The sequence below is a fragment of the Rugamonas aquatica genome (assembly GCF_009380215.1).
GTDB lineage: Bacteria > Pseudomonadota > Gammaproteobacteria > Burkholderiales > Burkholderiaceae_D > Rugamonas > Rugamonas aquatica_B.
This window is the reverse complement of record NZ_WHUG01000023.1, coordinates 1-23,492: the sequence shown is the minus strand read 5'-3', so window position 1 is coordinate 23,492 and position 23,492 is coordinate 1. Positions and strand designations below refer to the sequence as shown.

Sequence of the window (23,492 nt, the reverse complement as noted above, 5' to 3'; positions counted from 1 at the left end):
TTTGAACTTTGTGCAGTGCAGCGGGTCTAACGAGACAGAACGAGACAAAACAGGACACAACAAGGAAGGAGAACGAGTATGAATGCCCCAAGCATCTGCGCAGTGCCACCAGCCGCATATACCGAGCTGCTTGATTATTTGCGTCAAAGCGGCAGCACCTTATCACCCGCCGAGGCGATCGTCAGCGCGCTCAAGCAGTGGATCGCCGCCGGCCGCACCCTGGCGGCCCCGGTGCGCGGCTATCAATGGAAATGCCTGTTCCTGCCGGAAGCCACGCGCGTACGCATGAAATACCGCGACGACTACCATCACGCCGAGGTCGTCGGTGACGAATTGATCTTTCGTGGCAAAGCCGTGTCGCCGCGCCAGATGACGATGGAAATTGCAGGCGATGGCCGCAACGCCTGGCGCGACCTGTGGTTACGCCTGCCCGGAGAGCGCAACTGGGCGAACGCGGCACTGCTGCGCGCCAAGCTGGAGCGGCAAGCAGCCTTGCCGCAACCCTCGCCGGCCACGGCGATGACCGCCGCCGTCAAAACGATGAGCGACGCGTTGAACGCCGCCCTGATGTTGATTGAGCACGTAGACCATCAGACCAAGACCATGTCCGAGCGCCGCCTGCCGAAACATCGGCGCGCCGACGACACGCTGACCGACGACCACTAAGCCCGCGTTACAAACCCAGCGCCTGCTTCTGCAGCTTGATCAGGTCGGCGATGCCGCCCTGGGCCAGGTCCAGCAGGCGGTTCATGCCGGCGCGGTCGAAGGCCGCGCCTTCGGCCGTGCCCTGCACTTCGATGAAGTGGCCGGCGTCGTTCATCACCACGTTCATGTCGGTGTCGCAGCCGGAATCCTCGATGTAGTCCAGATCCAGCACCGGCATGCCTTGGTAGACGCCGACCGAAATCGCCGCCACAAAGCTTTTCAGCGGAATCGCCGGCACCGCGCCGCGCGCCACCAGCTTGGAGAACGCGTCATACGCCGCCACCATCGCGCCGGTGATGGACGCCGTGCGGGTGCCACCGTCGGCCTGGATCACGTCGCAGTCGAGATGCAAGGTGCGCTCGCCGAACGCTTCCAGGTCGAACGCCGCGCGCAGCGAACGGCCGATCAGGCGCTGGATCTCCTGCGTGCGGCCGGACTGTTTGCCGCGCGCCGCTTCGCGGTCCATGCGGGTGTGGGTCGAACGCGGCAGCATGCCGTATTCGGCCGTCATCCAGCCCTGGCCCTTGCCCTTCAGGAAGCCCGGCACCTTGTCTTCGATGCTGGCGGTGCAGATCACCTTGGTGTCGCCGCATTCGATCAGCACCGAGCCTTCGGCGTGCTTGGTGTAGTCGCGGGTCAGACGCAGGGTGCGCAGCGCATCGACGGCGCGGCCGCTCGGACGGGATTCAAATGTCATAAACAGTATTCCTTATTTCAATGTTATTTCAGTATTTGGGAGGATTTTTCGATGGCGCCGCGGATCTCGGCGATGGCCTTCTCGATTTCATCGTCGTCGAAGGCGTCGACGGCGTCGGCTTGCGGCGCCGGCGCGGCGGCCTGCTCCGGCACCGGCGCGCTGTTGATCGTGGTGCTGTGCAAGCCCTGCGGCAGCGCTTCGGTCGACACCACGGTCGACTGTTCGGCCGCCGCGAGCGTGCTGGCGCCCACGCCGTCGATCAAGGAGCTGCCTTGCCACATGATGGCCAGCGCCGTGACGTTGTCGCTGGCGTCGCCGGCCGCGGCCAGCGCCGCCTGCAGCAGATCGGGCACGGCGCGCACCACGGTCTGGCTCTGCAGGCGCCGCACCATGTCGTCGTCCGGCAGCATAGACCACAAACCGTCCGAGCACAACAGCATCAGGTCGCCCGGCAGCATGCCGCCGCCGGCCGAGATGTCCACCTTCGGCAGGCTGTCGGCGCCGAGGCAGTTGTACAGCTTGTTGCGGTCGGGATGGGTGGCGCGCTCGGACGGCTGCGCCAGGCCCTTGGCGATCAGGCTTTCCACGTGCGAGTGGTCGCGCGTGCGCGCCAGGATCTGGCCGTCGCGCATCCAGTACAGGCGCGAGTCGCCGCAGTGCGCCCAGGTCGCCGTGTTGTGCTGGATCAGGCAGGCGACGATGGTGGTGCGCGGCGTCTCCGTCAGGCCGTGGTCGGCGCGGTACTGGTGGATGTCGCGGTGCGCCGTCAGCAGCGCCTCTTCCAGGAAGCGCTGCGGCTTTTTCACGTACGGCGTGGCCTGCTGCTGGAACAGCGCCGAGATGGTTTGCAGCGCGACGGTGGCGGCGATCTCGCCGCGCAGGTGGCCGCCCATGCCGTCGGCCAGCACCAGCAGCAGCGCGTCGCGGGTGAAGCTGTAGCCCATGCGGTCCTGGTTGACCTTGCGGCCGCCGATGTGGCTTTCCTGATACACGGAGAATTGCATGGATGAGCCTTTTGTCAGTTAAATCAGCGTATCGGGTCCGGCCTTGGCCTTGGCTTTGTGCTTGCCCAGGCCGCCCAGCCGGCCGACCAGGCCGCGCAGGCCGTCGCCCAGCCGGTCGATCACGCCCTGCGGCGCCGGCGGCGGCGTGGGCGCGGCGGCCGGCGCGGCCTGCAGCACCTTCTGCAGCGCGAACAGGCTTTGCGGGCGTTCCAGCGGGTCCAGCGCCAGGCACCAGCGCACCATGGCGACCAGCTCCGGCGTGTACTGGCCGGCCAGCTTGTCGAAATGGCCGGCCATCTTGTCCTCGGTCTTGCGCTGGTCGGCCGGCTGCGGCGGCGAACCGACCATGCAGGCGAACATGGCCGCGCCGATGCTGTACACGTCCGACCACGGCCCCAGGCCGCCGGTCTTGGCGTACAGTTCCGGCGGGGCGAAGCCGGGAGTGTACATCGGCGTCAGCGTCGGCATGTCGTTATTGACGGTCTGGCGGGCGGCGCCGAAGTCCAGCAGCATCGGCGTGCCGTCGGTGCGCAGATAGATATTGGCCGGTTTCAGGTCCAGGTGCAGCAGCTTGTTGGCGTGCACCTCGCGCAGGCCCTTGAGCACCTGCAGGAAGATGGTGCGGATGAAGGCTTCGCCCACTTTGCTGCCCTTGCTGCGCTGGCGTTGTATGTGTTCTTGCAGGGAATGGCCCGATTCGTAGGCCATCACCATGTAGACGGTGTCGTTGGCGCGGAAGAAATTGAGCACGCTTACAACATTCGGATGGGAGATGCGGGCCAGCGCCCGGCCCTCCTCGAAGAAGCACTTGAGGCCGATGCGGAACACCGGCAGATGCGCTTTCGCGATGGCTGGCACCAGTTCGCCCTCCTGGCGCAGGGCCAGGGAACTGGGCAAATACTCCTTGATGGCCACCGCCACGCCGTCGCCGTCGTACGCGAGGTAAACAATACTGAACCCACCGGACGCAATTTTCTTTACAATGCGATATCCAGCAATTTCCAGACCATCTGGCAACGGGGCATTGTTTTGTGCAGCCATAGAGTTCCTCGCCTCAACAACCGGATTGTGTGGATAAATCACTGTTTTGTAAAGATTAAATCGGGGACATCCATTGAGCATTTCCAGCATGACGGGCTACGCGGTCGCCACCAGTGAAAGTGCGGCGGGAACACTGACTATCGAAATCAAGAGTGTCAACTCGCGGTTTTTAGATTTGCAGTTTCGAATAAACGACGATTTACGAGCGCTTGAACCCGATTTGCGCTCGGCAATCATGGCGGCGATCACCCGCGGCAAGGTGGAATTGCGCCTGAGCTTTGGCCGCAAGGCGGCCACCGCCGGTTCGCAGGCGCTGAATCTGCCGCTTTTGACCGAATTACAACGCTTGCAGGCGGAAGTGAGCGGCCATTTCCCGGCCGCGCTGACCATGTCGGTGGCCGAGCTGCTGCGCTGGCCCGGCGTGATCGAGGAAGCCCAGATCGGCCAGGAATCGCTGCAGGCCGACGTCGCCGCGCTGACCGCGCGCACGGTGCAAGCCTTCGTCGTCAGCCGCCAGCGCGAAGGCGCGGCGCTGGAAGCGATGCTGACCTCGCGCATCGAGGCGATGGAAGTGATCGTCAAGCGCATCACGCCGCTGATCCCGCAGGTGGTGGCGGCCTTCCAGCAGAAAGCCGTCGAGCGCATGCAGGACGCGCTGGGGCTGGCCTGCCAGGGTTCGAATTCGGCGCTGTCGCGTCAGGACGCGCTGGAGCGCATCCGCCAGGAAGTGATCCTGTACGGCATCCGCATCGACGTGGCCGAAGAGCTGGGCCGGCTGTCGGCCCACCTGACCGAAACCCGCCACATCCTGAAAAAAGGCGGCCAGGTCGGCAAGCGCCTGGACTTCATGATGCAGGAACTGAACCGCGAAGCCAACACGCTGGGCGCCAAGGCGTCGGTCAAGGAACTGGCCGATGCGTCGATGGAACTCAAGCTGCTGATCGAGCAGATGCGCGAACAGGTGCAGAACCTGGAGTAAAGCCCGCGCGGGGCCGTGACTACAGCAACTGATTCAGCTTGACGACCTGCACCTCCACCAGCCCGCCGACCGTCTTGAGCAACTCATGAAAGTGCGGCGTGGCTTCGTGCCGCGCCAGCGCGTCGGCGTCGCGCCAGGCTTCGAGCATGACGAAGCTGGCCGGGTTGGCCAGGTCGGCGTGCAGGTCATAGCGGATGCAGCCATCCTCGGCGCGGCTGAGCGGCACGATGCGCTCCAGCGCGGCCTTGAGCATCGCTTCGTGGCCAGGCTTGGCGGTCAGGGTGGCAACGACGATCAGATCTTGCATGAGAACTCCTGGAGTGAACGGAAACCTCCATGATGGGGGCGGCAGGCGAAAGGAAAAGCCCCGGCCACCAAAAACCGTTATCATCTCCGCATCGACTTTCGGGGAGAGGCGCATGGCAAGTGTCAGGGTCGGCATAGGCGGCTGGGATTTCGCGCCGTGGCGCGAGACGTTCTACCCCAAGGGCACGCCGCAGAAAAAGGCGCTGGAATACGCCAGCCGCCAGGTGACCAGCATCGAAATCAACGGCACCTTCTACCGCACCGCCAAGCCCGAGCACTTCGCCTCCTGGGCCGCGCAGACGCCGGACGACTTCGTGTTCTCGGTCAAGGCCAGCCGCTTCGCCACCAACCGCAAGGTGCTGGCCGAAGCCGGCGAATCCATAGCCCGCTTCATGGGCAGCGGCCTCGATGAACTGGGCGGCAAACTCGGCCCCATCCTGTGGCAGCTGGCCGCCACCAAGCAGTTCGATCCCGACGACCTGCAAGCCTTCTTCCAGCTGCTGCCAACCAAACTCGGCACGCGCAAGCTGCGCCATGTGCTTGACGCCCGCCACCCCAGCTTCCTGTGCGACGAGTATTACCAACTGGCGCGCAAGCACAAGATCGCCACCGTCATCACCGACTCGCCCAAGTATCCCAACGTCACCGAGATCACCGGCGAGTTCGTCTACGCGCGCCTGATGAACGCCCGCAGCGAACTGGACACCGGCTACACCAGGGCCGAACTGAAACAGTGGGCCGCGCAAGCGCACCAATGGCAGCAAGGCGCCAAGTCCGGCGACGCCTACGTCTACTTCATCAACGGCGCCAAGGAGCGCGCGCCGGCCGCCGCCCTGCACTTGCTCGCACTGCTGTAAATTGGATGCAAGTGCTTGCTCTTGGTAAAATACGTCTTTGGGCGATGCAGTTGTTCGCCCGCTGACGTTTTCGAAAGAGAGACATGAGCTCAACCAACTCATTCGCAGGCAGCCTGTTCATGGTCGTCGCGCCTTCGGGCGCCGGCAAGTCCACGCTGGTCAACGCGCTGCTGGCGCAGGAACCGACCATCAAGCTGTCGATTTCCACCACCACCCGCGCGCCGCGTCCGGGCGAGACCCACGGCAAGGAATACTACTTCACCACCGCCGAAGATTTCGTCAAGCGCGCCGACGCCGGCGAGTTCTTGGAGTGGGCCGAAGTGCACGGCAATTACTACGGCACCTCGCGCATCATGGTGGAAGAACAGATGAAGACCGGCACCGACATCCTGCTGGAAATCGACTGGCAGGGCGCGCGCCAGGTGAAGAAGCAGTTCCCGCAAGCGGCCGGCATTTTCATCCTGCCGCCGTCGATCGACGCGCTGGAAGAACGCCTGAAAAAACGCGCCACCGACGCCCCCCATGTGATCACGCGCCGGCTGCTGGCGGCGGGCGGCGAAATCGCCCACGCTCCCGAGTTCGAGTATGCTATCATCAACGAAGAATTTGCAGTCGCCCTGTCGGAACTGACGGCGATTGTCAGAGCGGCCCGTTGCCGGTTTGCGCAACAAGCGGCGCGCAACGCCTCGCTCTTTGCCCAACTGGGTATCCACGCTGAATAATTACACAAGATTTTAGGAGTTAAGATGGCCCGCATTACTATTGAAGATTGTTTGAAAACTATCCCTAACCGTTTCCAGCTGACCCTGGCCGCGACCTACCGCGCCCGCCAACTGCTGCAAGGCCACACCCCGAAAGTGGAAGCCAAGGACAAGCCGACCGTCGTCGCCCTGCGTGAAATCGCCGCCGGCAAAGTCGGTCTGGAAATGTTGAAAAAGGTCCCAATGTAAGTTGGGCCCAGCGTTCCCGAACAATGTGAATGGTGCGGTTTAGCAGTAGTATGGGATATCCTTGTATCGCATATTATGATTTCACATTCTCATCGAGACGGAACGCAACCGTATGAATCTGATCCCTGCCGATCCGACATTGAGTGGCAAGCCCGCCCGGGCCAAACAGCCGGCCACCACGCCGGCTGAAGCCATGTCCGGTGCCGACGCAGGGGACAGCACCGCCTCCACCATCGCCTCATCCGCACCAGCTCCCGTCCCGCCTGTGATTTCTTCGTCGCCCCTGGCCACGCCCACCCTGACCGCCGGCGTCGCCTCCGTCACGCATCTGACCGAAAAACTGGCCGAGTACATGAACGCCGCCGACCTGAAAAAGGTCAAGGAAGCTTACCGCTTCTCGGACGAAATGCACCTGGGCCAGGTGCGCAAATCGGGCGAGCCGTATATCTCGCACCCGATCGCCGTGGCCGAGATCTGCGCCGACTGGAAGCTCGACGCCCAAGCGATCATGGCGGCGCTGCTGCACGACGTGATGGAAGACCAGGACGTCAAGAAGGAAGAGCTGATCGAACGCTTCGGCGCGCCGGTCGCCAACCTGGTCGACGGCCTGTCCAAGCTGGAAAAAATCGAGTTCCAGAGCCAGATCGAAGCGCAGGCGGAAAACTTCCGCAAGATGCTGCTGGCGATGGCGTCCGACGTGCGCGTCATCCTGATCAAGCTGGCCGACCGCCTGCACAATATGCGCACCATGGAAGTGATGGCGCCGGCCAAGAAGGCGCGTATCTCCAGCGAGACCATGGAAGTGTATGTGCCGATCGCCCACCGCCTCGGCCTGAACAACATCTACCGCGAGCTGCAGGACCTGTCGTTCTCGCACCTGTATCCGCTGCGCTACCGCACGCTGGCCAAGGCCGTCAAGGCGGCGCGCGGCAACCGCCGCGAGGTGGTCAAGAAGATCCTCGAATCGGTCAAGAACACGCTGTCCATGGCCAGCATCGAAGCCGAGGTCTACGGCCGCGAAAAAACGCTGTACGGCATCTATAAAAAAATGCGCAGCAAGCACCTGTCGTTCTCGCAGGTGCTGGACGTGTACGGCTTCCGCGTGGTGGTCGACAGCTTCCCCAACTGCTATGTTGCGCTGGGCACGCTGCACTCGCTGTACAAGCCGATGCCGGGCAAGTTCAAGGACTACATCGCGATCCGCAAGCTCAACGGCTACCAGTCGCTGCACACCACCCTGATCGGCCCGTACGGCACGCCGGTGGAGTTCCAGATCCGCACCCAGGAAATGCACCGCACCGCCGAATCGGGCGTGGCCGCGCACTGGCTGTACAAGAACGGCGAAGCCAATATGTCGGACTTGCAGCAGCGTACCCACGCGTGGCTGCAATCGCTGCTCGACATCCAGCAGCAGACCGGCGACTCGGCCGAATTCCTCGAACACGTCAAGGTCGACCTGTTCCCGGATTCGGTCTACGTGTTCACGCCGAAATCGAAGATCATCGCGCTGCCGCGCGGCGCCACGCCGATCGACTTCGCGTACTCGATCCACACCGGCATCGGCGACCACACGGTATCGGTCAACATCAACAACGAACCGGCCTCGCTGCGCACCGAGCTGCGCAACGGCGACATCGTGGAAATCGTCACCGACGCCAACTCGCGGCCCAGCCCGACGTGGCTGTCGTTCGTCCGCACCGGCAAGGCGCGTTCGGCGATCCGCCACCACCTGCGCACCATCAACCTGCCGGAATCGATCACGCTGGGCGAGCAGCTGCTGTCGCAGGCGCTGTCGTCGCTGGGCATCAATCCGGAGCTGGAAGAACACCTGGCCGAACGCCTGCTGAACGAATCGAGCGCCAAGTCGCTCGACGAGCTGTATGCCGACATCGGCATCGGCAAGCGCATGGCGGCCTTGGTGGCGCGTCACATCTTCGGCTTGCGCGGCGGCGAATCGGCCAGCGCGCCGGTCGACCACAACAGCGCGGCCGAGCTCGATCCGGTCACCATCTGCGGCAGCGAAGGCGTGTCGGTGCAACTGGCGCCGTGCTGCCTGCCGATCCCGGGCGACTCCATCGTCGGCCAGCTGCGCCGCGACCAGGGACTGCTGGTGCACACCAACGATTGCACGCTGGCCAAGCGCCAGAAGATCAAGGAACCGGATCGCTGGATCGCGGTCAAGTGGGGGACCGAGCTGAACCGCCGTTTCGACAGCCGCATCAAGCTGCTCATCAACAACGAGAAGGGCATCCTGGCGCGCGTGGCGGCCGAGATCGGCGAGTCCGACGCCAACATCACCTATGTCGGCATGGACGAGGACAAGGAACACGTGCTGCACCAGCTGCGCTTCACGATCCAGGTGAAGGACCGCGTGCACCTGGCGGGCCTGCTGCGCAACGTGCGCCGCGTGGCCGGCGTCAACCGCATCCTGCGCGAGCGCAGCTAAACCCCGGGGTCAAGTCTGACATTTGGACACGGGCTCGGCTGTCGCACAGCATAAAAAGGGCAGGCATCGCGCCTGCCCTTTTGCGTTTACTGCTGTGCCGGAGGCAGGCTGATCGGCGGAGGCGGCAGCAGCGCCACGGTGATGCTTTGCACCGCGCTGTGGATGCCGTCGGCTTGCGCGTCGATCTCGATCACGCCGTCGCTCAAGCCGCTCAAGGTGCGGCTCCAGTTGCCTTGCGCATCAGCCAGCACGCTGACCGAGGTCAGCCAGCCGGTGCTGCGGTTGGTGGCCGTCAACAAGACGTTGGCGCCCGGCGCGGCGGTACCGCTGACCGGCAGCTCGGACTGATTCCAGGTCGCGCCCGGCAGCACGACGGTCGGCACCACCGCATCGTTGATCGCCACCGTCACGCTCGACGGTTTGACCACGGTGTAGTCGATGTCGGTGCTGGTGACGGTGTGCGTGATGACGCCGTTGTGCTTGCCTTCGGCCACGCCATCCTGCAGAGCCTGCACGCTGACCACTTGCGGCACGTTCCAGTTGTCCGGCGTGAAGACCAGCTTGGTGCGCGCCACGCTCAGCTGCTTGTCGGGGCTGATCGTCACCGTGACATCGGCGTTCGGCACTTGGGCCAGCACCACGGAGTAAGTACCGGCAGCGCCGCCTTCAGTGAGCGACAATGGATCAGCTGACACGGTCAAGCCGGCAGCCACACCCAGATCGGCTATTCCGATCGATCGGACAGGCGCTTGTCCCGCTATCGATTTTGAGGTCAAAAACACCAGATAGCGTCCATCTGCACTGAACCTTGGCGCACTGACGGTCCGGTTGCCGCCGATAGCACCCGGAATGATCCGGTTAACTTTCGTCAATCGGTCATACACATACAGGTTCTTTGAGGTTTGAACAGGATTGCCGGTGAATGCGACATAACGGCCATTTGCACTCAAGGTATGGTCGTTGGTAAAGCCGGCGGCAGCAATTCCGCTGACGAACTCAGTTTTTCCTGCCACACGATCACGTACAAACACTCCACCAACGATGGGCGCAGGCGGTGAAGTCAAGGCAGTGTCGGTGGAAAAGAAGGCCACCACGTTGCCATCGGCGCTCATGATTGGATAGTTAGCGCCCTTGGTGCCACGCAGGCCGGCTGGCGTAACATTGATTGCCTCCGTCGTCCCCTTTGAAACATCATGGACCCAGACGTCTGAATAGGAGCTCTCAGGCTTTACGCGTCCATCGTAAGAAACGAAGCGACCGTCGGTACTAATATTGATGTAGTTATAAGAACCCGCCGATAGGAACTGGCCTGTGGTGGTTCGAGTGGTTTTGTTCACCATGTTTCGCACGAAGAGCGAGGAAGTGCTTCCGTTGCTCGAACGGTATGCAATGAAATGCCCATCCGCGCTGATCGCGGGATTCATTTGCCTGTTCAAAGTATCTGAGGTGGTGGCGGGAATCACCTCGGTTTTATTGCGAATGCGGTCATAAACGTAATACGACTGTCCGCCTGATGGGACCGGGGTCCCCATGGAGGAAGCAAGACAGCCGAAGACCACATAGTGGGCATCGGCACTCATCACGGGCGCGTCACATGTCGCTGCGGCCGGCAAGTCTCCGTTGGGCATCAAGTTGGCCTGTGTGCGAGTGTTGTTGACCAGGTCGTAAATAAAAATGTTGATCGCAGGGTTGGTGACGGAGGGGGAATTGGAGCGATATGAGACGTACTGGCCATTCGCGCTGAGTGTGAGGTTTCCGGCGGGCTCAGTAGGCGGCAGCAGCACATAACGGACTGAGATATCGGGGGCGGCATATGCCGAGCCTGCGAGCATGCCCAGCGATGCACCCGCAATATAGATCCATGCCGAACGGTTCCTGCGACGATGTAATAACTCCATGTCAACTCCTTAAAGTAGATAATCAAGGGCACAATCCAGAAAAATTTCCTCCGGAAATCATTTCCCACGAGAATTTACCATAAGAATAACATTGCCAATAAAAGATATTTTATTTATTAACCACCAGCAGGCGAGGCCTCCAGATCAGCGACGCTCGAACGGGTCGTACCAGTACGCCTTGTTGGCCAGCGGCGTTTGCGGAGACAGGAGTGGATTGTCCAGCCTGAACAGGCGGCGCTTGCGCAAGCCCGCCGTCTCGATCAGGCCGTCATAGAATTCGTGAAAGATCTGGTCGAAACGCCCGTCGGCGACCAGCAGTTGCAGCCCGTATTCCAGCCGCTGCGCCAGCCTCGGCTGCGCGCCGACGAAGAAGTAGCGCGGCAGCGGCACGTAGATCGCCATGCTGCGCTCCAGCGCCAGCTGCGGGAAATCCGCCGCATATTCGCCCCGCTCGAACAGCGCCTCGTCGATCGCGCGCGGGAAGTGCTGGAAGCGGTGCGCCGCCAGCATGCGGTGCAGGCCCGACGTGGTCGCCCCGGTCTGCACCGTGAAGCCATTGCGCGCAAACACCACCGTCGAACTCCACTGCCGCCCCGCCCCCATGCTCATGGCCTTCAGCTGCGCCAGCGTGCGCACCGCCGTGAAATCGGCCTGGTCGCGGCCGTCGATCAGCGAGATGCGGTAGCCCGACAAACCCTTGTCCACCGGGATGCGCACCGGTATCAGCTTCTGCTCCCACTCCGGCGACGTCACCTGCGCGCTCAGGTTGACGTCCTGCCCTTTCATCATCTCTAGCATCAGCCGGTCGCGCTGCACGCGCAGGGTCGAGATCCTGACTTCGTAGGCGCCGTACTTCGGGCTCGACGCATCCAGCGCGGCCACCAGCAGGCGGCGCAGATGGCTGTTATAGAAATCCGATTTGCTGGAGTTCAGGTCGATGATGTAGCTGTCCAGCGCCAGCGCCGAAGCCTGCCAGCCCAGCAGCGCCAGCATGCACAGCCCGCGCAGCGACCGGCGGACGCTAGTCGGCAGCCGGGGCCGGATAGCTCACCTCAAGGATTTCCAGCTCCTCCACGCCGTGCGGCGCCTGGAAGGTGATGACGTCCCCTTCGCGCGCCTTGGTCAGCGCGCGCGCCACCGGCGCCACCCAGCTGATCTTGCCGTTCAGCGGATCGAGCTCGTCGATGCCGACGATGGTGATGGTGCGCGTCTCGTCATCCTGGTTGCAATAGGTGACGGTGGCGCCGAAGAACACCTGGTCGCTGCCATGGTGCACGCTGGGATCGACGATGGCGGCCGAATCCATGCGCTTGGTCAGGAAGCGGATGCGGCGGTCGATCTCGCGCAGCCTGCGCTTGCCGTAGATATAATCGCCGTTTTCCGAACGGTCGCCGTTGGACGCGGCCCAGTGCACGATGCGCACCACTTCCGGCCGGTCGACATCGATCAGCTGCAACAACTCATCCTTGATGCGCTGGTAGCCTTCCGGCCGGATATAGTTCTTCGACCCGGCCGGAATCGCCAGCGCCAGCGCGGCGGCTTCCTCGTCGTCGTCCTGGTCCGACTCTTTGACAAATGCTTTATTCATGCGGGCTATTGTAACGGCTTCGTGCGCTGGCGGGGCTGTTGTGCACGTTCGGTGTTTTTCCCCGCGCCGGCGATGCTTTCACGTATCATGATAACGATAGAACAACGCTTCAACGATGAAACTATTCCACCGCTTCTGCCGCTCGCTGTTTGCCCCGCTGGTCTACCTGGCGGCGCTGTTGCTGTTGCTGGAGGACTGGCTGTGGGACATCGGCATGCGCGTGCTGCGCCGCCTGTCGTCGTGGCCGCCGCTGCACCGGCTGGAAGCCTGGATCTGCACGCTGGGTCCGCGCGCGGCGCTGACGCTGTTCGTGCTGCCGGCCACGCTGCTGTTCCCGGTCAAGCTGCTGGCGCTGTGGGCGATGGCGCACGGCCACGCGCTGCTGGGCCTGCTGGTGATCGTGCTGGCCAAGATCGGCGGCGCGGCGGCGGTGGCGCGCATCTTCCTGCTGACGCGGCCGGTGCTGATGACCGTCGTCTGGTTCGCCCGGTTGCTGCACTGGTTCCTGGCGCTGAAGGAACGCTGGATAGCACGGCTGCGCGCCACCGCCGCCTGGCGCCGCGTCGACGCGCTGGCCAAGGCGTGGCGCCACTGGCGCCAGCACGCCGCGCCGGCGCCGGGCAGCTGGATGGCGCGCTTCCGCCGCCTGCTGCGGCGCTTCCGCGCGCGCTGGCGCGCCCGCTAACTATTCATATCATTTATACCATTTACCATGAGCGCAGCTTCCCCTCCCCGCCCCGACAGCGCGGCCCTGGCCGACGAACTGGAACAGGTGCGCGCGCGCTTCGACGCCATCGTCTCCAACACGCCCGGCCTGGTGTTCCAGTTCGTGCTGCATGCCGACGGCAGCGTCTCCTTCCCCTATCTGAGCGACGGCTGCCAGGCGCTGCTGGGCCTGACCGCGGCCGAGCTGCACGCCCGCCCTTCCCGCTTCCTCGACCTGATCCTGTCGGACGACCGCAAGTCCTACCTGGACGCCATGCAAGCGTCGGCCGCCGCGCTGTGGAGCTGGAACTGGGAAGGCCGGATCTGGGTCGACGCCTGGAAAGACGTCAAGTGGATCAATCTGCGCTGCACGCCGCACGCGCTGGCCGGCGGCGCGGTGCGCTGGGACGGCATCATGACCAATATCAGCGACAGCAAGCAGGAGCAGCTCGAAGTGCGCCATTCGCGCGCCCGCCTGGCCGAGTTGAGCGCGCACGCCGAGCGCGTCAAGGAACAGGAGCGCACCCGCATCGCGCGCGAGATCCACGACGAGCTGGGCGGCAACCTGACGGCGATCAAGATGGCGGTCGCCATGCTGGCCGCGCGCCTCGACAGCAGCGGTGCCGACCCGGCGCTGCGCGACAAGACCGACTACGTCGACGCCCTGGTCGACCGCACCATCGACGCCGTGCACCGCATTTCGCTGGACCTGCGGCCCGCCGTGCTGGACCTGGGCCTGGTCGAGGCGCTGGAGTGGCAGGTCAAGGAATTCGAGAAACAGGTGGGCATCGCCTGCACCTTCAACGCCAACCAGCGCGACGTCGAGCTCGACAACGAACAGGCCACCGCGCTGTTCCGCATCGCCCAGGAGGCGCTGACCAATATCGCCAAGCACGCCGGCGCCACGCGGGTCAGCGTCAAGCTGGCGCGGCTGCGGCACCACGTCAGCCTGAAAATCAGCGACAACGGCAGCGGCATCCGCCAGGCCGACCGCGCCAAGCCCGCTTCCTTCGGCCTGCGCGGCATGGCCGAACGGGCGCGCGCGCTGGGCGGCACGCTCAACCTGAGCCACGCGGCCGGCGGCGGCACCGTGGTGACGATCAAAATTAAGCGCGAAACCGAGCGCGCGGCCCTCATCGCGGCCGCCGCCGGCGCTACAATAGCGGGTGAAAATATTTCTGCTGTGAAATAGTAAAAGATAGGATCAAGAATCACATGTCAGAAAAAGCCATCATCAAGGTCTTCATCGCCGACGACCACGCCATCGTGCGGGAAGGCTTGAAACAAATCCTGGCCGAGACGCGCGACATCGTCGTCGCCGGCGAGGCGGAGAACGGCCTGGACGCCATCAAGCTGTTCCGCAAGTCGGACTGCCAGGTCATGCTGCTCGACATCTCCATGCCCGACCGCAGCGGCATCGAAGTGCTCAAGCAGATCAAGAAGGAAAAACCGGAGCTGGCGGTGCTGATGCTGTCCATGCACCGCGAAGACCAGTACGCGATCCGTTCGCTCAAGGCCGGCGCGGCCGGCTACCTGACCAAGCAGAGCGCGCCGCGCGAGCTGGTGACGGCGATCCGCCAGGTCGCGGGCGGGCTCAAGTACATCAGCCCGGCGCTGGCGCAGGAACTGGCCAACCACGTCGGCGAAGACCACGAGGCGCCGCCGCACGACAGCCTGTCCGACCGCGAGTACCAGACGCTGACCATGATCGCCTCCGGCAAGACGGTGGGCATGATCGCCAAGGAACTGTCGCTGTCGGTCAAGACAGTCAGCGAATACCGGGCCCGGCTGCTGGTCAAGATGAAGCTGAAAAATAGCGCGGAGCTGACCCATTACGCAATCAAGAACCAATTGATAGAATAGGCACTGGACGGCGCGCGCACGCGGTTGCAGCAATGCTCAGGCTTAATGCCGAGATGAAAGCTACCTTCCGGCCTTTTATCCGGGCTATGCCGGACGCAACGCGCACTTATCATGGTATGAATGAGTAAACCTTTAAGAGGCCGCGCGTAACATGTCCAGCAAACCCACTACTCCCGAGCAGAATCCGGCCGATATCGCACGCGAGGCGTTCAAGCGCCTGGCGGTGCGCCGCATAGCGCCGACGCCGGAAGCCTACCGCGACATCTATAACGAAATCGCCGGCATCGCCGCCGAGCCGGCCGCCGCCACGCCGATCGGCGCGGTCGATCCGGGCCCGGAATCGGTGCTGAGCCAGTTCGCCACCCGCCTGACCGAAAACACCGGCGACCTGGCCGACTTCGGCCGCCGCTTCAACCGCGCCGTCAAGTCGCGCGACTGGGAAGGCTATGCCAAGGCCCTGTCGCAGCTGGTGGAAAAACACTTCGTCAGCAAAAAGGGCGGCATCGAAGTGGCCGGCATGCCGGCCGAGGACGAGCAAAGCCGCACGCTGCGCGACCTGCTGAGCCGCACACTGACCTTCGCGGTGGCCTCGCTGCTGTCCGGCGCGCCGGTGCTGGTGGCCGAGGCCGAATCGCTGGGCGCGGCCACCAAGCTGGCCCACAGCGAAGAGGCGCTGGCCGAGATCGCCGTGCGCCTGAAGCAGCTGTGCTACCAGATCGAGCTGCGCGGCGGCGACAGCGGCGAACAGCAGGAGCTGCTGCTGCGCCTGTTCAAGCTGCTGCTGGAAAACGTCAGCGAGCTGCTCGACGACGACAGCTGGCTGCGCGGCCAGATCGAATCGGTGCAAAACCTGATCACCGGCCCGATCGACGTGCGCGCGCTGGAGGAAGCCACGCGCAGCCTGAAGGAAGTGATCTACAAGCAGGGCCAGCTCAAGCACAGCCTGTCGGACGTCAAGCTCACCGTCAAGAACATGATGATGACCTTTATCGACCGCCTCGGCCAGGTTGCGGCCTCGACCGGCGACTTCCACGAAAAGATCGGCGGCTATTCGGAAAAGATCAGCAAGGCCGACAATATCGCCGAGCTCAACACCATCCTCGACGAAGTGCTCAAGGAAACCCGCCTGGTGCAGAGCGAAGCGCTGAAGGCGCGCGACAAGATGGTGCTGGCGCGCCAGGAAGTGCAGGACGCCGAAAACCGCATCCACGCGCTGGAGGCCAAGCTGCAGCATTTGAGCGAGCTGGTGCGAGAAGACCAGCTGACCGGCAGCCTCAACCGCCGCGGCCTGGACGATGTGTTCGAGCGCGAGACCGCGCGCGCCGACCGCCGCGGCACGCCGCTGTGCATCGCCATCCTCGACCTCGACGATTTCAAGAAGCTCAACGACACCTACGGCCACATCGCCGGCGACGCCGCACTGAAGCACCTGGTCAAGATCGTCAAGGACACGCTGCGTTCGATGGACGTGATCGCCCGCTTCGGCGGCGAGGAATTCCTGATCCTGATGCCGGAAACCTCGGTCGAGGCGGCCGCCAGCACCATGACCCGGCTGCAGCGCGAGCTGACCAAGCACTTCTTCCTGCACGATAACGAGAAAGTCTTGATCACCTTCTCGGCCGGGGTGGCGCTGCGCCGTCCGAACGAGGAGCAGACCGAGCTGGTCAAGCGGGCCGACAAGGCCATGTACACCGCCAAGCAGACCGGCAAGAACCGCGTGGTCGTGGCCGACTGAGCCGCTTTGTTATCAAAAGACTTCCAGCCCGGCGCCCGCCGGGCTTTTTTTTGCCCAAAATAAAGAGCGAAATATAATTATTTTTGCCCTAAAGATTCCCCGAATGCGGTCGTTTAAACGGGCAAGCGTGTTGAACTTTAGGCCTGATTCAGAAAATTTCCCGGCTTTTTGCCCCTTAATTTTCCCACTGGGCAACCGTTACCGATTACAACAGCGGTTTGATTGTCTCGGAATGTGGAGGCAGACCAATGGGAACTGAGCATATCGCCGAATCGAAGTATTTTGGAGAAACATCATGGCACAAGTCATTAACACTAATATTGCATCGCTGAATTCGCAACGTAACCTGACCACGTCGCAAGCCTCGCTGTCGACTTCCCTGCAACGCCTGTCTTCCGGTCTGCGCATCAACAGCGCAAAAGACGACGCCGCCGGCCTGGCGATTTCCGAGCGCTTCACCTCGCAAATTCGCGGCAATACCACGGCTGCACGTAACGCCAACGACGGTATCTCGCTGGCTCAAACGGCCGAGGGTGGCTTGAGCACCGCAGGCGACCTGCTGCAACGTATCCGCGAACTGGCAGTCCAGTCCGCCAACGGCACCAACTCCGATTCCGACCGTAAATCGATCCAGGGCGAGGTTTCGGCCCTGTCGAACGAACTGAACCGTGTGGCCAACACCACCCAGTTCAACGGCCAGAACGTGCTCGACGGTAGCCTGACCAGCGCGCAATTCCAAGTCGGCGCCAATTCCAATCAAACCATCAACGTCGGCATCCAGAGCGCCAAGGCCAGCGACATCGGCAACAACACGCTGCAAACTTCGGCAACCGCCACCTCGATCTCGCAATCGTTCGCCGGGACGTTCTCCGCAGCCACCCCGCTGACCAATCTGACCAAAGCACAAGACCTGACCATTACTTCCGGCAACGGCAAGAGCACCACGGTCAAGGTAGCCGACGGCGACAGCGCCGCCAAAATCGCAGCCAACCTCAACGCACTGTCCAACAGCAGCGGCGTCTCCGCCCAAGCGACTTCGGTCGCCACGCTGGCCGGCATCAAGGACGGCTCGGTACAGTTCGAACTGCGCGGCGCCAATTCGATCGCCAACGACCCGAATTCGCAAGCAGTGACGATCTCGGCCAAAGTGACCGGCGGCGATCTGTCGGCGCTGGCCCAGGCAATCAATGCCCAGTCCGGCACGACCAACATCACTGCGGCGGTCAAACTCGATCCGACCAGCAACGCTAAGACCCTGAAGCTGACCGACAACAGCGGCAATGACATCAACATCCACAACCTCAACGCCACCGCCGGCGAAGGTCTGGACGGCGCCACCCTGACCGGTGCCGACGTCAAGGATGCTGTGGGCAATACCCTGCCAACCGCCGGCGCCTCGGTCACGCTGGCCGCCAGTGGCGGCGGCAATGACCAAGGCATCGTAGGCGGCAAGCTGACCTACTCGTCCGACAGCGGCTTCTCGCTCGCCACCAGCGTGGCTGGCGACACCTCCCTGCTGGCCGCCAACTCGGTCGGTAGCGACCTGCAATCGGTCGCCAAGCTCGACGTCAGCACCGTGGCCGGCTCCAACGCCGCGCTGCTGACCATCGATTCGGCACTGAACCAGATCAACAGCAACCGCGCAGCACTGGGTGCGATCCAGAACCGTTTCGCTTCGACCATCTCGAATCTGAACACGACGACGGAGAACTTGTCCGCTTCGCGTAGCCGGATTCAAGATACCGACTTCGCGGCGGAAACCGCCAGCCTGACCCGCGGCCAGATCCTGCAACAAGCTGGTACCGCCATCTTGGCCCAGGCCAACTCGCTGCCGAACGGCGTGCTGTCGCTGCTGCGTGGCTAAAATCCGGGGAAGAGTTGATGCAGCAAGGTCACTCTGACTAGGTTCCCCGGCTGATTTATTCAGCCGGGGATTTTTCACAAAGGAAGCATCATGACTATCGATACCATCGGCACGGCCACCCAGGCCCGCCCAGTAGACCGTCCGGCCACCGCCGCCGGCGGCGATGTCGCCGCCCAAGGCGCCGCGCGTGCGCCAGCCACGGCAGTCGAAACCGCGGCCGCCGTCAAAGGCCCGGCCAACGTACCGACGCTGGAGCAGGTCAACCACGCCGTATCGCAGCTGAACAAGTCGTCGCAGGCCAAGTCGCAGGGACTGGAGTTTTCGGTCGATAGCGACACCAAGCGCACCGTCGTCAAGGTGATCGACCAGACCACCAAGGAAGTGCTGCGCCAGATTCCCTCGCCCGAAGCGCTGGAAATCGCCAAATCGCTGGAATCGAAATCCGGCGCCTCCGGTTTGCTGATCCAGCAAACCGCCTGAAGCGGCCGCGCTCGCGCGCGCCGCTTTTTCTGTCTTCATGGCATCCTGCAAGCAGGCATGCCGCCACTGCGGATCTCGCGGGCCACGCCCGTTGCGGAGCCATTCCGCCGCCCCGCCACGTCCCGCAGCGCCGACCGCCGCCCGTTTTTTTCAGCTTTGCCTGAACTGACAGGTATTTTCCCCTCTCAAGTCCGGTTTGATTCTGCCGATATTGTCTTATATTATTGCTTTACTTAGGAGCACATCGTGGGCATCTCTACACCTGGCATCGGCTCTGGCCTCAAAGTCGACGACATCGTCAGCAAGCTGATGACGGTTGAGTCGCAGCCTCTGGCCGATTTCGACAAGAAGTCCGCCAGCTACCTGGGGAAGGTCTCCGCGTTCGGCAATCTGTCGAGCGCGCTCGGTTCGTTCCAAAGTTCACTCAGCGGGCTGACCTCGCTGTCCGGCTTCCAGTCGTTGCTGAGCACGCCCAGCGACCCCACCGTACTGACCGCCACCGCCACCAGCACGGCGCAGCCGGGCAACTACCGCATCAACATCAACCAGATCGCCCAGGCGCAAACGCTGGCCTCGGGCGGCACCAAGAGTACGACGGCGGCCATCGGCCTGGGTGCCAAGACCACGATTAACTTCTCGCTGGGAACGGTCAGCGGCGGCAGCTTCGGCATTACCGGCACCGCGCTGGGCGCCAGCCTGAGCAGTGGTGGCCTGACGCCGGGCTCGCTCAGCCTGAACAACACCGTGATCGCCACCGACGGCAACACCCGCAGCGCGCGCCTGCTGGCCGACGCCATCAATGCCAAAAGCACCACCTCCGGCGTGTCCGCCAAGGCCACGCCCACTGTGACCAACGCCACCCTGTTCGGCGCCGCTGGCGCATCGACCTTCGGCAACGTGGATACCAGCGGCGGCGGCACCTATTCGCTGTCGGTGGGCGGCGTGGAGATCGCCACCCAGGCGGCCGGCGTGGCCGCAGGTGCCGCCGGCGGCGTCAGCGCCGCCTCGCTTGACGCCGCGCTGGCCCCCAATACCGCCGTCAGCCGCGCCCTGGCCGACGCCAACATCACCGTCAGCGGCACCGCCGCCGGCGGCGACCTCACATTCAGCAACATCGATGGCAGCAATATCGCCATTTCCGAGGCGGTGTCCGGCAGCGTTACCGGCGGCATCGGCAACAGCGGCACCGCCAATATCGGGTCGAGCACCACGGCGGTCGGCTCGGTCTCACTCGTGTCGGCCGACGGCAGCCCGATCAGCGTGGGCGGCACCAATCCCGGCGGAGCCGGCTTCACCGCCGGCGTCGGCGGCGCCTACCTCGGCGCCAGCTTCGCGGCCGACTCCAGCCGCACCAGCGGCAACATCGTCATCGACAGCAACAACAACACGCTGCAGGGCATCATGGCGGCGATCAACAAGGGCAATTTCGGCGTCACCGCCAGCATCGTCTCGGACGGCAGCGCCGGCACCAACGCCAAGCCCAACCACCTGATCCTGACCGCCACCGATACCGGCCTGACGTCGACCATGAAGATCTCCCTGTCCGGCTCCGGCGGCAACCCGCCCGACGCCGACCTGGTCAGTCTGCTCGGCTACGACCCTGGCGGCGTGCAAAACCTGAGCCAGAAGGCAGCGGCGGCCAATACGCTGGCCACCGTCAACGGCATCGCCGTGACCAGCACCAGCACCGGGATCTCCGGCGCCGTCACCGGCGTGACGATCAGTGCGCTCAAGGTTGGCAGCTCGACCTTGTCGGTCTCCAAGGACACCAGTTCGCTGACCTCTTCGGTCAACAGCTTCGTCAAGGCCTACAACGACCTCAGCGGCCAGATCACCGCGCTGGGTGCCTACAACCCCGACACCAAGACCGGCGGCCCGCTGCTCGGCGACAGCACGCTGCGCAACCTGCAAGCATCGATCCGTCGCCAGTTGTCGAGTTCGATCACCGGCCTGCAAGGCACCAGCCTGACCAATCTGTCGCAGATCGGCATCTCGTTCCAGAAGGATGGCTCGCTCACGCTCGACAGCAGCAAGCTGCAGAAGGCCATTTCCAGCAACTTCAACGACATCGCCGGCTTATTCGCCGCAGTCGGCCGCGGCACCGATGCCGACGTCAAGTTCGTCAGTTCCAGCGCCAAGACACAAGCCGGCGACTATCCGATCGACATCACCCAATTGGCCAGCCAGGGCACGCTGCAAGGCACCACCGTGCTGCCAGCGGAGACGGTGATCGACAGCGACACCACTTGGACCGTCACACTGAACGACACCAAGCCCGCCACGCTGGCCAACACTGCAACCATTTCCCTGCCTGCCGGCAGCTACAACCCGAGCCAGTTGGCGACCCTGCTGCAGTCGAGCATCAACGGCGTCAGCGCTTTTTCCAGCGCCGGCGCCACCGTCAGCGCCACCGTCGGCGACGATGGTAAGCTGAAGCTGGTCTCGACCCGCTACGGCTCCAAGTCCAACATTCATATCGCCACTGCCGGCGGCACTGCCGTGTCGACTGTGTTCGGTACCGGCAGCTCGGTCGACGGCGTGGACGTGGCCGGCACCATCGGCGGCTACACCGCCACCGGTGACGGCCAGACGCTGACCGGCTCGCCGGGTGCTCCAATTGACGGCCTGAAACTGACCGTCGCCGGCACAACGCTCGGCAGCCGCGGCAGTTTCGGCTTCTCGCAGGGGTATGCCTACCAGCTCAATACGCTGGCGTCCGGCTATCTGGGCGCCACGGGTGCAATCACCAGCCGCACCACCGGCTTGAACAACTCAGTCAAGGATATCGCCAAGCAGAAGGACGCCTTCGCCTCCCGACTGGTCGATATCGAAGCGCGCTACCGCGCACAGTACACGGCGCTCGACTCGTCGATCGCCAGCATGAATACCACCGCGTCCTTCTTGGCGCAACAGTTCGCGGCGCTTGCCAAGCAATAACCGCTGACGCTTTAACAGGAGACAGAGTATGTTTGGATCTCGACAAACTGGCGTGCACGCCTATGCCAAGGTTGGCATGGAAACCGGCGTGGTCGCCGCCAGTCCCCACAAGCTGATCGTCATGCTGTTCGACGGCGCCATGGTGGCCTTGAGCACCGCGCTACACGGCATGCGCAGCGGCGACATCGGCGAGAAGGGCAAATCGATCTCCAAAGCCATCATGATCATCGACAGCGGCCTGCGCGCCGCGCTCGACAAGAAAGCCGGCGGCGAAATCGCCGAAGGCCTGGACGCCTTGTACGAATACATGAGCTCACGCCTGCTGACGGCCAATATGACCAACGATCCAGCGATACTGGAAGAAGTACAGCGCCTGTTGACCGAGTTGCGCGACGCCTGGAATGCGATCGCCGACACCCCCGCCGTCACCGGCGCCCACCCTACCAATCTCGCGAGCGCCTGATTCATGATGACCAGCCAAGATATCTTATCCGTGTACGCCGCCATGGCCAACCTGACCGAACAGATGGTGCAGGCCGCCACGCACAGCGACTGGGACCAGTTGGTGCTGCTGGAACAGCGCTGCGCCGCCCATGTGCAGGCGCTGCGCGAACAGGAACCGGCGCAGCCGATGCAGGGCGCCGAGCGCGAGCGCAAGATCGACCTGATCCGCCAGATGCTCAACGCCGACCGCCAGATCCGCGACCTGACCATGCCGTGGATGACGCAACTGTCCAAACTGATCAACTCCACCGGCACTGAACGGCGCGTGCTGAACGCCTACGGCAGCGTCTAAAGCAGGGGCGCGCCATGCTGCCGCCAGCAGTCACCATCCTGCCGGTCGGCCCGGCTGTCGGCACCGGCGCCACCGCGCCGGTCGGCGACGGCCGCCAGGCGGCGTTCCAGCGCGCGCTGCAAAACCTGGTCGGACAATCGGTCACGGCCGAGGTCATGTCCAAGTTCAACGACGGCAGCTTCCTGGTCAAGGTGGCAGACAACGCGGTGCGCATGATGCTGCCGCCGGGCGTGCAGGTCGGCGCCGAAGTGCCGCTGACCGTGCTCAGCGCCCAACCCCGCCCCACCTTCCAGCTCGGTAACGGCCCTCCCGGCAGCTCGGCCACGCTGGTCTACAGCGAAGCCGCCGACACCGGCGACGGCCTGTACTCCCCCACCCTGCCCTCGCAAGATGCCCCGGCCACGCTGCCGGGCTCGCCGCGCGCGCCCGCCGGCAACGCCCCGCCCGGCCAGCCGGCGACACCCGGCTCGGTCGATGCCGAAGCAGCGCAGGCGGACGCCGACGGCGTGCCTGGCCAGCTCAAGCCGGGCGCTCCCGCGACAGGAGGCACAGCGACCGGCGCGGCAGGAAGCGCTGCGGGCGCGGCGCAAGCCGGCGCCACTGCCGGCACGCCAGCGGGCGCGGCTACGGCAACAGCGGCC

Annotated in this window: 22 protein-coding genes and 1 pseudogene; 16 read left to right on the top strand and 7 right to left on the bottom strand. The window is 63.7% G+C overall.

Annotated elements, in window-relative coordinates:
- Positions 1-78: 78 nt before the first annotated feature.
- Positions 79-666, top strand: coding sequence for a hypothetical protein (locus tag GEV02_RS31160; RefSeq protein WP_152841687.1), 588 nt, complete (start codon positions 79-81; stop codon positions 664-666).
- Positions 667-673: 7 nt separating this feature from the next.
- On the opposite strand, the gene rph is transcribed toward GEV02_RS31160, so the two are convergent.
- Genes rph through GEV02_RS31145 form a run of 3 tightly spaced genes read right to left on the bottom strand, consistent with a single transcriptional unit; the run spans position 674 to position 3,447 of the window.
- Positions 674-1,402 (bottom strand): ribonuclease PH, encoded by a 729-nt coding sequence (rph, locus tag GEV02_RS31155; RefSeq protein WP_070270481.1) that lies wholly within the window; start codon positions 1,400-1,402, stop codon positions 674-676.
- Between the two features lie 23 nt (positions 1,403-1,425).
- Positions 1,426-2,406, bottom strand: coding sequence for a PP2C family protein-serine/threonine phosphatase (locus GEV02_RS31150; protein WP_152841686.1), 981 nt, complete (start codon positions 2,404-2,406; stop codon positions 1,426-1,428).
- Between the two features lie 18 nt (positions 2,407-2,424).
- Positions 2,425-3,447: a serine/threonine protein kinase gene (locus GEV02_RS31145; protein WP_152841685.1), complete on the bottom strand. Its 1,023-nt coding sequence runs from the start codon at positions 3,445-3,447 to the stop codon at positions 2,425-2,427.
- An 88-nt stretch (positions 3,448-3,535) separates the two neighbouring features.
- Between GEV02_RS31145 and GEV02_RS31140 the strand changes: the two genes are divergently transcribed.
- Positions 3,536-4,426 (top strand): YicC/YloC family endoribonuclease, encoded by an 891-nt coding sequence (locus GEV02_RS31140; protein WP_152841714.1) that lies wholly within the window; start codon positions 3,536-3,538, stop codon positions 4,424-4,426.
- 19 nt (positions 4,427-4,445) lie between these two features.
- Here the strand turns inward: GEV02_RS31140 and GEV02_RS31135 are convergent, their stop codons facing one another.
- A complete protein-coding gene (locus GEV02_RS31135; protein WP_152841684.1) occupies positions 4,446-4,733 on the bottom strand; it encodes a putative quinol monooxygenase in 288 nt (95 codons plus the stop codon).
- A 112-nt stretch (positions 4,734-4,845) separates the two neighbouring features.
- Between GEV02_RS31135 and GEV02_RS31130 the strand changes: the two genes are divergently transcribed.
- The 4 genes from GEV02_RS31130 to GEV02_RS31115 all read left to right on the top strand — a co-directional run bounded on the left by GEV02_RS31130 (position 4,846) and on the right by GEV02_RS31115 (position 8,985).
- On the top strand, positions 4,846-5,589 hold the full coding sequence (locus GEV02_RS31130; RefSeq protein WP_152841683.1) for a DUF72 domain-containing protein: 744 nt from the start codon (positions 4,846-4,848) through the stop codon (positions 5,587-5,589).
- A gap of 83 nt (positions 5,590-5,672) precedes the next feature.
- Positions 5,673-6,311 (top strand): guanylate kinase, encoded by a 639-nt coding sequence (gene gmk / locus GEV02_RS31125; protein ID WP_152841682.1) that lies wholly within the window; start codon positions 5,673-5,675, stop codon positions 6,309-6,311.
- A gap of 24 nt (positions 6,312-6,335) precedes the next feature.
- Positions 6,336-6,539: a DNA-directed RNA polymerase subunit omega gene (gene rpoZ, locus GEV02_RS31120; protein ID WP_008451304.1), complete on the top strand. Its 204-nt coding sequence runs from the start codon at positions 6,336-6,338 to the stop codon at positions 6,537-6,539.
- Between the two features lie 112 nt (positions 6,540-6,651).
- A complete protein-coding gene (locus GEV02_RS31115) occupies positions 6,652-8,985 on the top strand; it encodes a RelA/SpoT family protein (RefSeq protein WP_152841681.1) in 2,334 nt (777 codons plus the stop codon).
- Positions 8,986-9,071: 86 nt separating this feature from the next.
- Here GEV02_RS31115 and GEV02_RS31110 read toward each other — a convergent pair whose 3' ends face one another.
- From GEV02_RS31110 to greB, 3 genes are all read right to left on the bottom strand, one after another.
- The gene (locus tag GEV02_RS31110) at positions 9,072-10,883 is read right to left on the bottom strand and encodes a TolB-like translocation protein (RefSeq protein ID WP_152841680.1); all 1,812 of its coding nucleotides are present in this window, start codon (positions 10,881-10,883) and stop codon (positions 9,072-9,074) included.
- 144 nt (positions 10,884-11,027) lie between these two features.
- Entirely contained in the window at positions 11,028-11,876 is an 849-nt protein-coding gene (locus tag GEV02_RS31105) for a hypothetical protein (protein WP_152841679.1), read from the bottom strand.
- Between the two features lie 28 nt (positions 11,877-11,904).
- Complete coding sequence (gene greB / locus GEV02_RS31100; RefSeq protein WP_070360991.1) at positions 11,905-12,471, bottom strand: transcription elongation factor GreB; 567 nt, start codon at positions 12,469-12,471, stop codon at positions 11,905-11,907.
- A gap of 115 nt (positions 12,472-12,586) precedes the next feature.
- Between greB and GEV02_RS31095 the strand changes: the two genes are divergently transcribed.
- The 10 genes and pseudogenes from GEV02_RS31095 to GEV02_RS31050 all read left to right on the top strand — a co-directional run.
- On the top strand, positions 12,587-13,156 hold the full coding sequence (locus tag GEV02_RS31095; RefSeq protein WP_152841678.1) for a hypothetical protein: 570 nt from the start codon (positions 12,587-12,589) through the stop codon (positions 13,154-13,156).
- A gap of 27 nt (positions 13,157-13,183) precedes the next feature.
- Positions 13,184-14,368 (top strand): sensor histidine kinase, encoded by a 1,185-nt coding sequence (locus tag GEV02_RS31090; RefSeq protein ID WP_152841677.1) that lies wholly within the window; start codon positions 13,184-13,186, stop codon positions 14,366-14,368.
- A gap of 23 nt (positions 14,369-14,391) precedes the next feature.
- On the top strand, positions 14,392-15,039 hold the full coding sequence (locus GEV02_RS31085; RefSeq protein WP_008451315.1) for a response regulator: 648 nt from the start codon (positions 14,392-14,394) through the stop codon (positions 15,037-15,039).
- A 151-nt stretch (positions 15,040-15,190) separates the two neighbouring features.
- Positions 15,191-16,774, top strand: a complete 1,584-nt coding sequence (locus tag GEV02_RS31080) for a GGDEF domain-containing protein (protein ID WP_152841676.1) — start codon at positions 15,191-15,193, stop codon at positions 16,772-16,774.
- A gap of 295 nt (positions 16,775-17,069) precedes the next feature.
- Positions 17,070-18,638 (top strand): flagellin N-terminal helical domain-containing protein, encoded by a 1,569-nt coding sequence (locus GEV02_RS31075; protein ID WP_152841675.1) that lies wholly within the window; start codon positions 17,070-17,072, stop codon positions 18,636-18,638.
- A gap of 90 nt (positions 18,639-18,728) precedes the next feature.
- A complete protein-coding gene (locus GEV02_RS31070; RefSeq protein WP_152841674.1) occupies positions 18,729-19,118 on the top strand; it encodes a flagellar protein FlaG in 390 nt (129 codons plus the stop codon).
- 246 nt (positions 19,119-19,364) lie between these two features.
- Positions 19,365-22,055, top strand: coding sequence for a flagellar filament capping protein FliD (gene fliD / locus GEV02_RS33750; RefSeq protein ID WP_328595959.1), 2,691 nt, complete (start codon positions 19,365-19,367; stop codon positions 22,053-22,055).
- Positions 22,056-22,083: 28 nt separating this feature from the next.
- Positions 22,084-22,518: a flagellar export chaperone FliS gene (gene fliS / locus GEV02_RS31060; RefSeq protein ID WP_152841673.1), complete on the top strand. Its 435-nt coding sequence runs from the start codon at positions 22,084-22,086 to the stop codon at positions 22,516-22,518.
- Between the two features lie 3 nt (positions 22,519-22,521).
- Positions 22,522-22,851 (top strand): flagellar protein FliT, encoded by a 330-nt coding sequence (locus GEV02_RS31055; protein ID WP_152841672.1) that lies wholly within the window; start codon positions 22,522-22,524, stop codon positions 22,849-22,851.
- A gap of 14 nt (positions 22,852-22,865) precedes the next feature.
- Positions 22,866-23,492, top strand: a pseudogene (locus tag GEV02_RS31050) (flagellar hook-length control protein FliK); the annotation flags it as partial.

Bases quoted from the DNA above. Each gene is read 5' to 3' on its own strand.
- rpoZ (WP_008451304.1), top strand. From the start codon at position 6,336: ATGGCCCGCATTACTATTGAAGATTGTTTGAAAACTATCCCTAACCGT.
- GEV02_RS31160 (WP_152841687.1), top strand. From the start codon at position 79: ATGAATGCCCCAAGCATCTGCGCAGTGCCACCAGCCGCATATACCGAG.
- GEV02_RS31095 (WP_152841678.1), top strand. From the start codon at position 12,587: ATGAAACTATTCCACCGCTTCTGCCGCTCGCTGTTTGCCCCGCTGGTC.
- greB (WP_070360991.1), bottom strand. From the start codon at position 12,471: ATGAATAAAGCATTTGTCAAAGAGTCGGACCAGGACGACGACGAGGAA.
- GEV02_RS31085 (WP_008451315.1), top strand. From the start codon at position 14,392: ATGTCAGAAAAAGCCATCATCAAGGTCTTCATCGCCGACGACCACGCC.
- GEV02_RS31055 (WP_152841672.1), top strand. From the start codon at position 22,522: ATGATGACCAGCCAAGATATCTTATCCGTGTACGCCGCCATGGCCAAC.
- rph (WP_070270481.1), bottom strand. From the start codon at position 1,402: ATGACATTTGAATCCCGTCCGAGCGGCCGCGCCGTCGATGCGCTGCGC.
- GEV02_RS31110 (WP_152841680.1), bottom strand. From the start codon at position 10,883: ATGGAGTTATTACATCGTCGCAGGAACCGTTCGGCATGGATCTATATT.
- fliS (WP_152841673.1), top strand. From the start codon at position 22,084: ATGTTTGGATCTCGACAAACTGGCGTGCACGCCTATGCCAAGGTTGGC.
- GEV02_RS31075 (WP_152841675.1), top strand. From the start codon at position 17,070: ATGGCACAAGTCATTAACACTAATATTGCATCGCTGAATTCGCAACGT.
- GEV02_RS31115 (WP_152841681.1), top strand. From the start codon at position 6,652: ATGAATCTGATCCCTGCCGATCCGACATTGAGTGGCAAGCCCGCCCGG.
- GEV02_RS31090 (WP_152841677.1), top strand. From the start codon at position 13,184: ATGAGCGCAGCTTCCCCTCCCCGCCCCGACAGCGCGGCCCTGGCCGAC.
- GEV02_RS31140 (WP_152841714.1), top strand. From the start codon at position 3,536: ATGACGGGCTACGCGGTCGCCACCAGTGAAAGTGCGGCGGGAACACTG.
- GEV02_RS31130 (WP_152841683.1), top strand. From the start codon at position 4,846: ATGGCAAGTGTCAGGGTCGGCATAGGCGGCTGGGATTTCGCGCCGTGG.
- GEV02_RS31145 (WP_152841685.1), bottom strand. From the start codon at position 3,447: ATGGCTGCACAAAACAATGCCCCGTTGCCAGATGGTCTGGAAATTGCT.
- gmk (WP_152841682.1), top strand. From the start codon at position 5,673: ATGAGCTCAACCAACTCATTCGCAGGCAGCCTGTTCATGGTCGTCGCG.
- GEV02_RS31150 (WP_152841686.1), bottom strand. From the start codon at position 2,406: ATGCAATTCTCCGTGTATCAGGAAAGCCACATCGGCGGCCGCAAGGTC.
- GEV02_RS31080 (WP_152841676.1), top strand. From the start codon at position 15,191: ATGTCCAGCAAACCCACTACTCCCGAGCAGAATCCGGCCGATATCGCA.
- GEV02_RS31135 (WP_152841684.1), bottom strand. From the start codon at position 4,733: ATGCAAGATCTGATCGTCGTTGCCACCCTGACCGCCAAGCCTGGCCAC.
- GEV02_RS31070 (WP_152841674.1), top strand. From the start codon at position 18,729: ATGACTATCGATACCATCGGCACGGCCACCCAGGCCCGCCCAGTAGAC.
- GEV02_RS31105 (WP_152841679.1), bottom strand. From the start codon at position 11,876: ATGCTGGCGCTGCTGGGCTGGCAGGCTTCGGCGCTGGCGCTGGACAGC.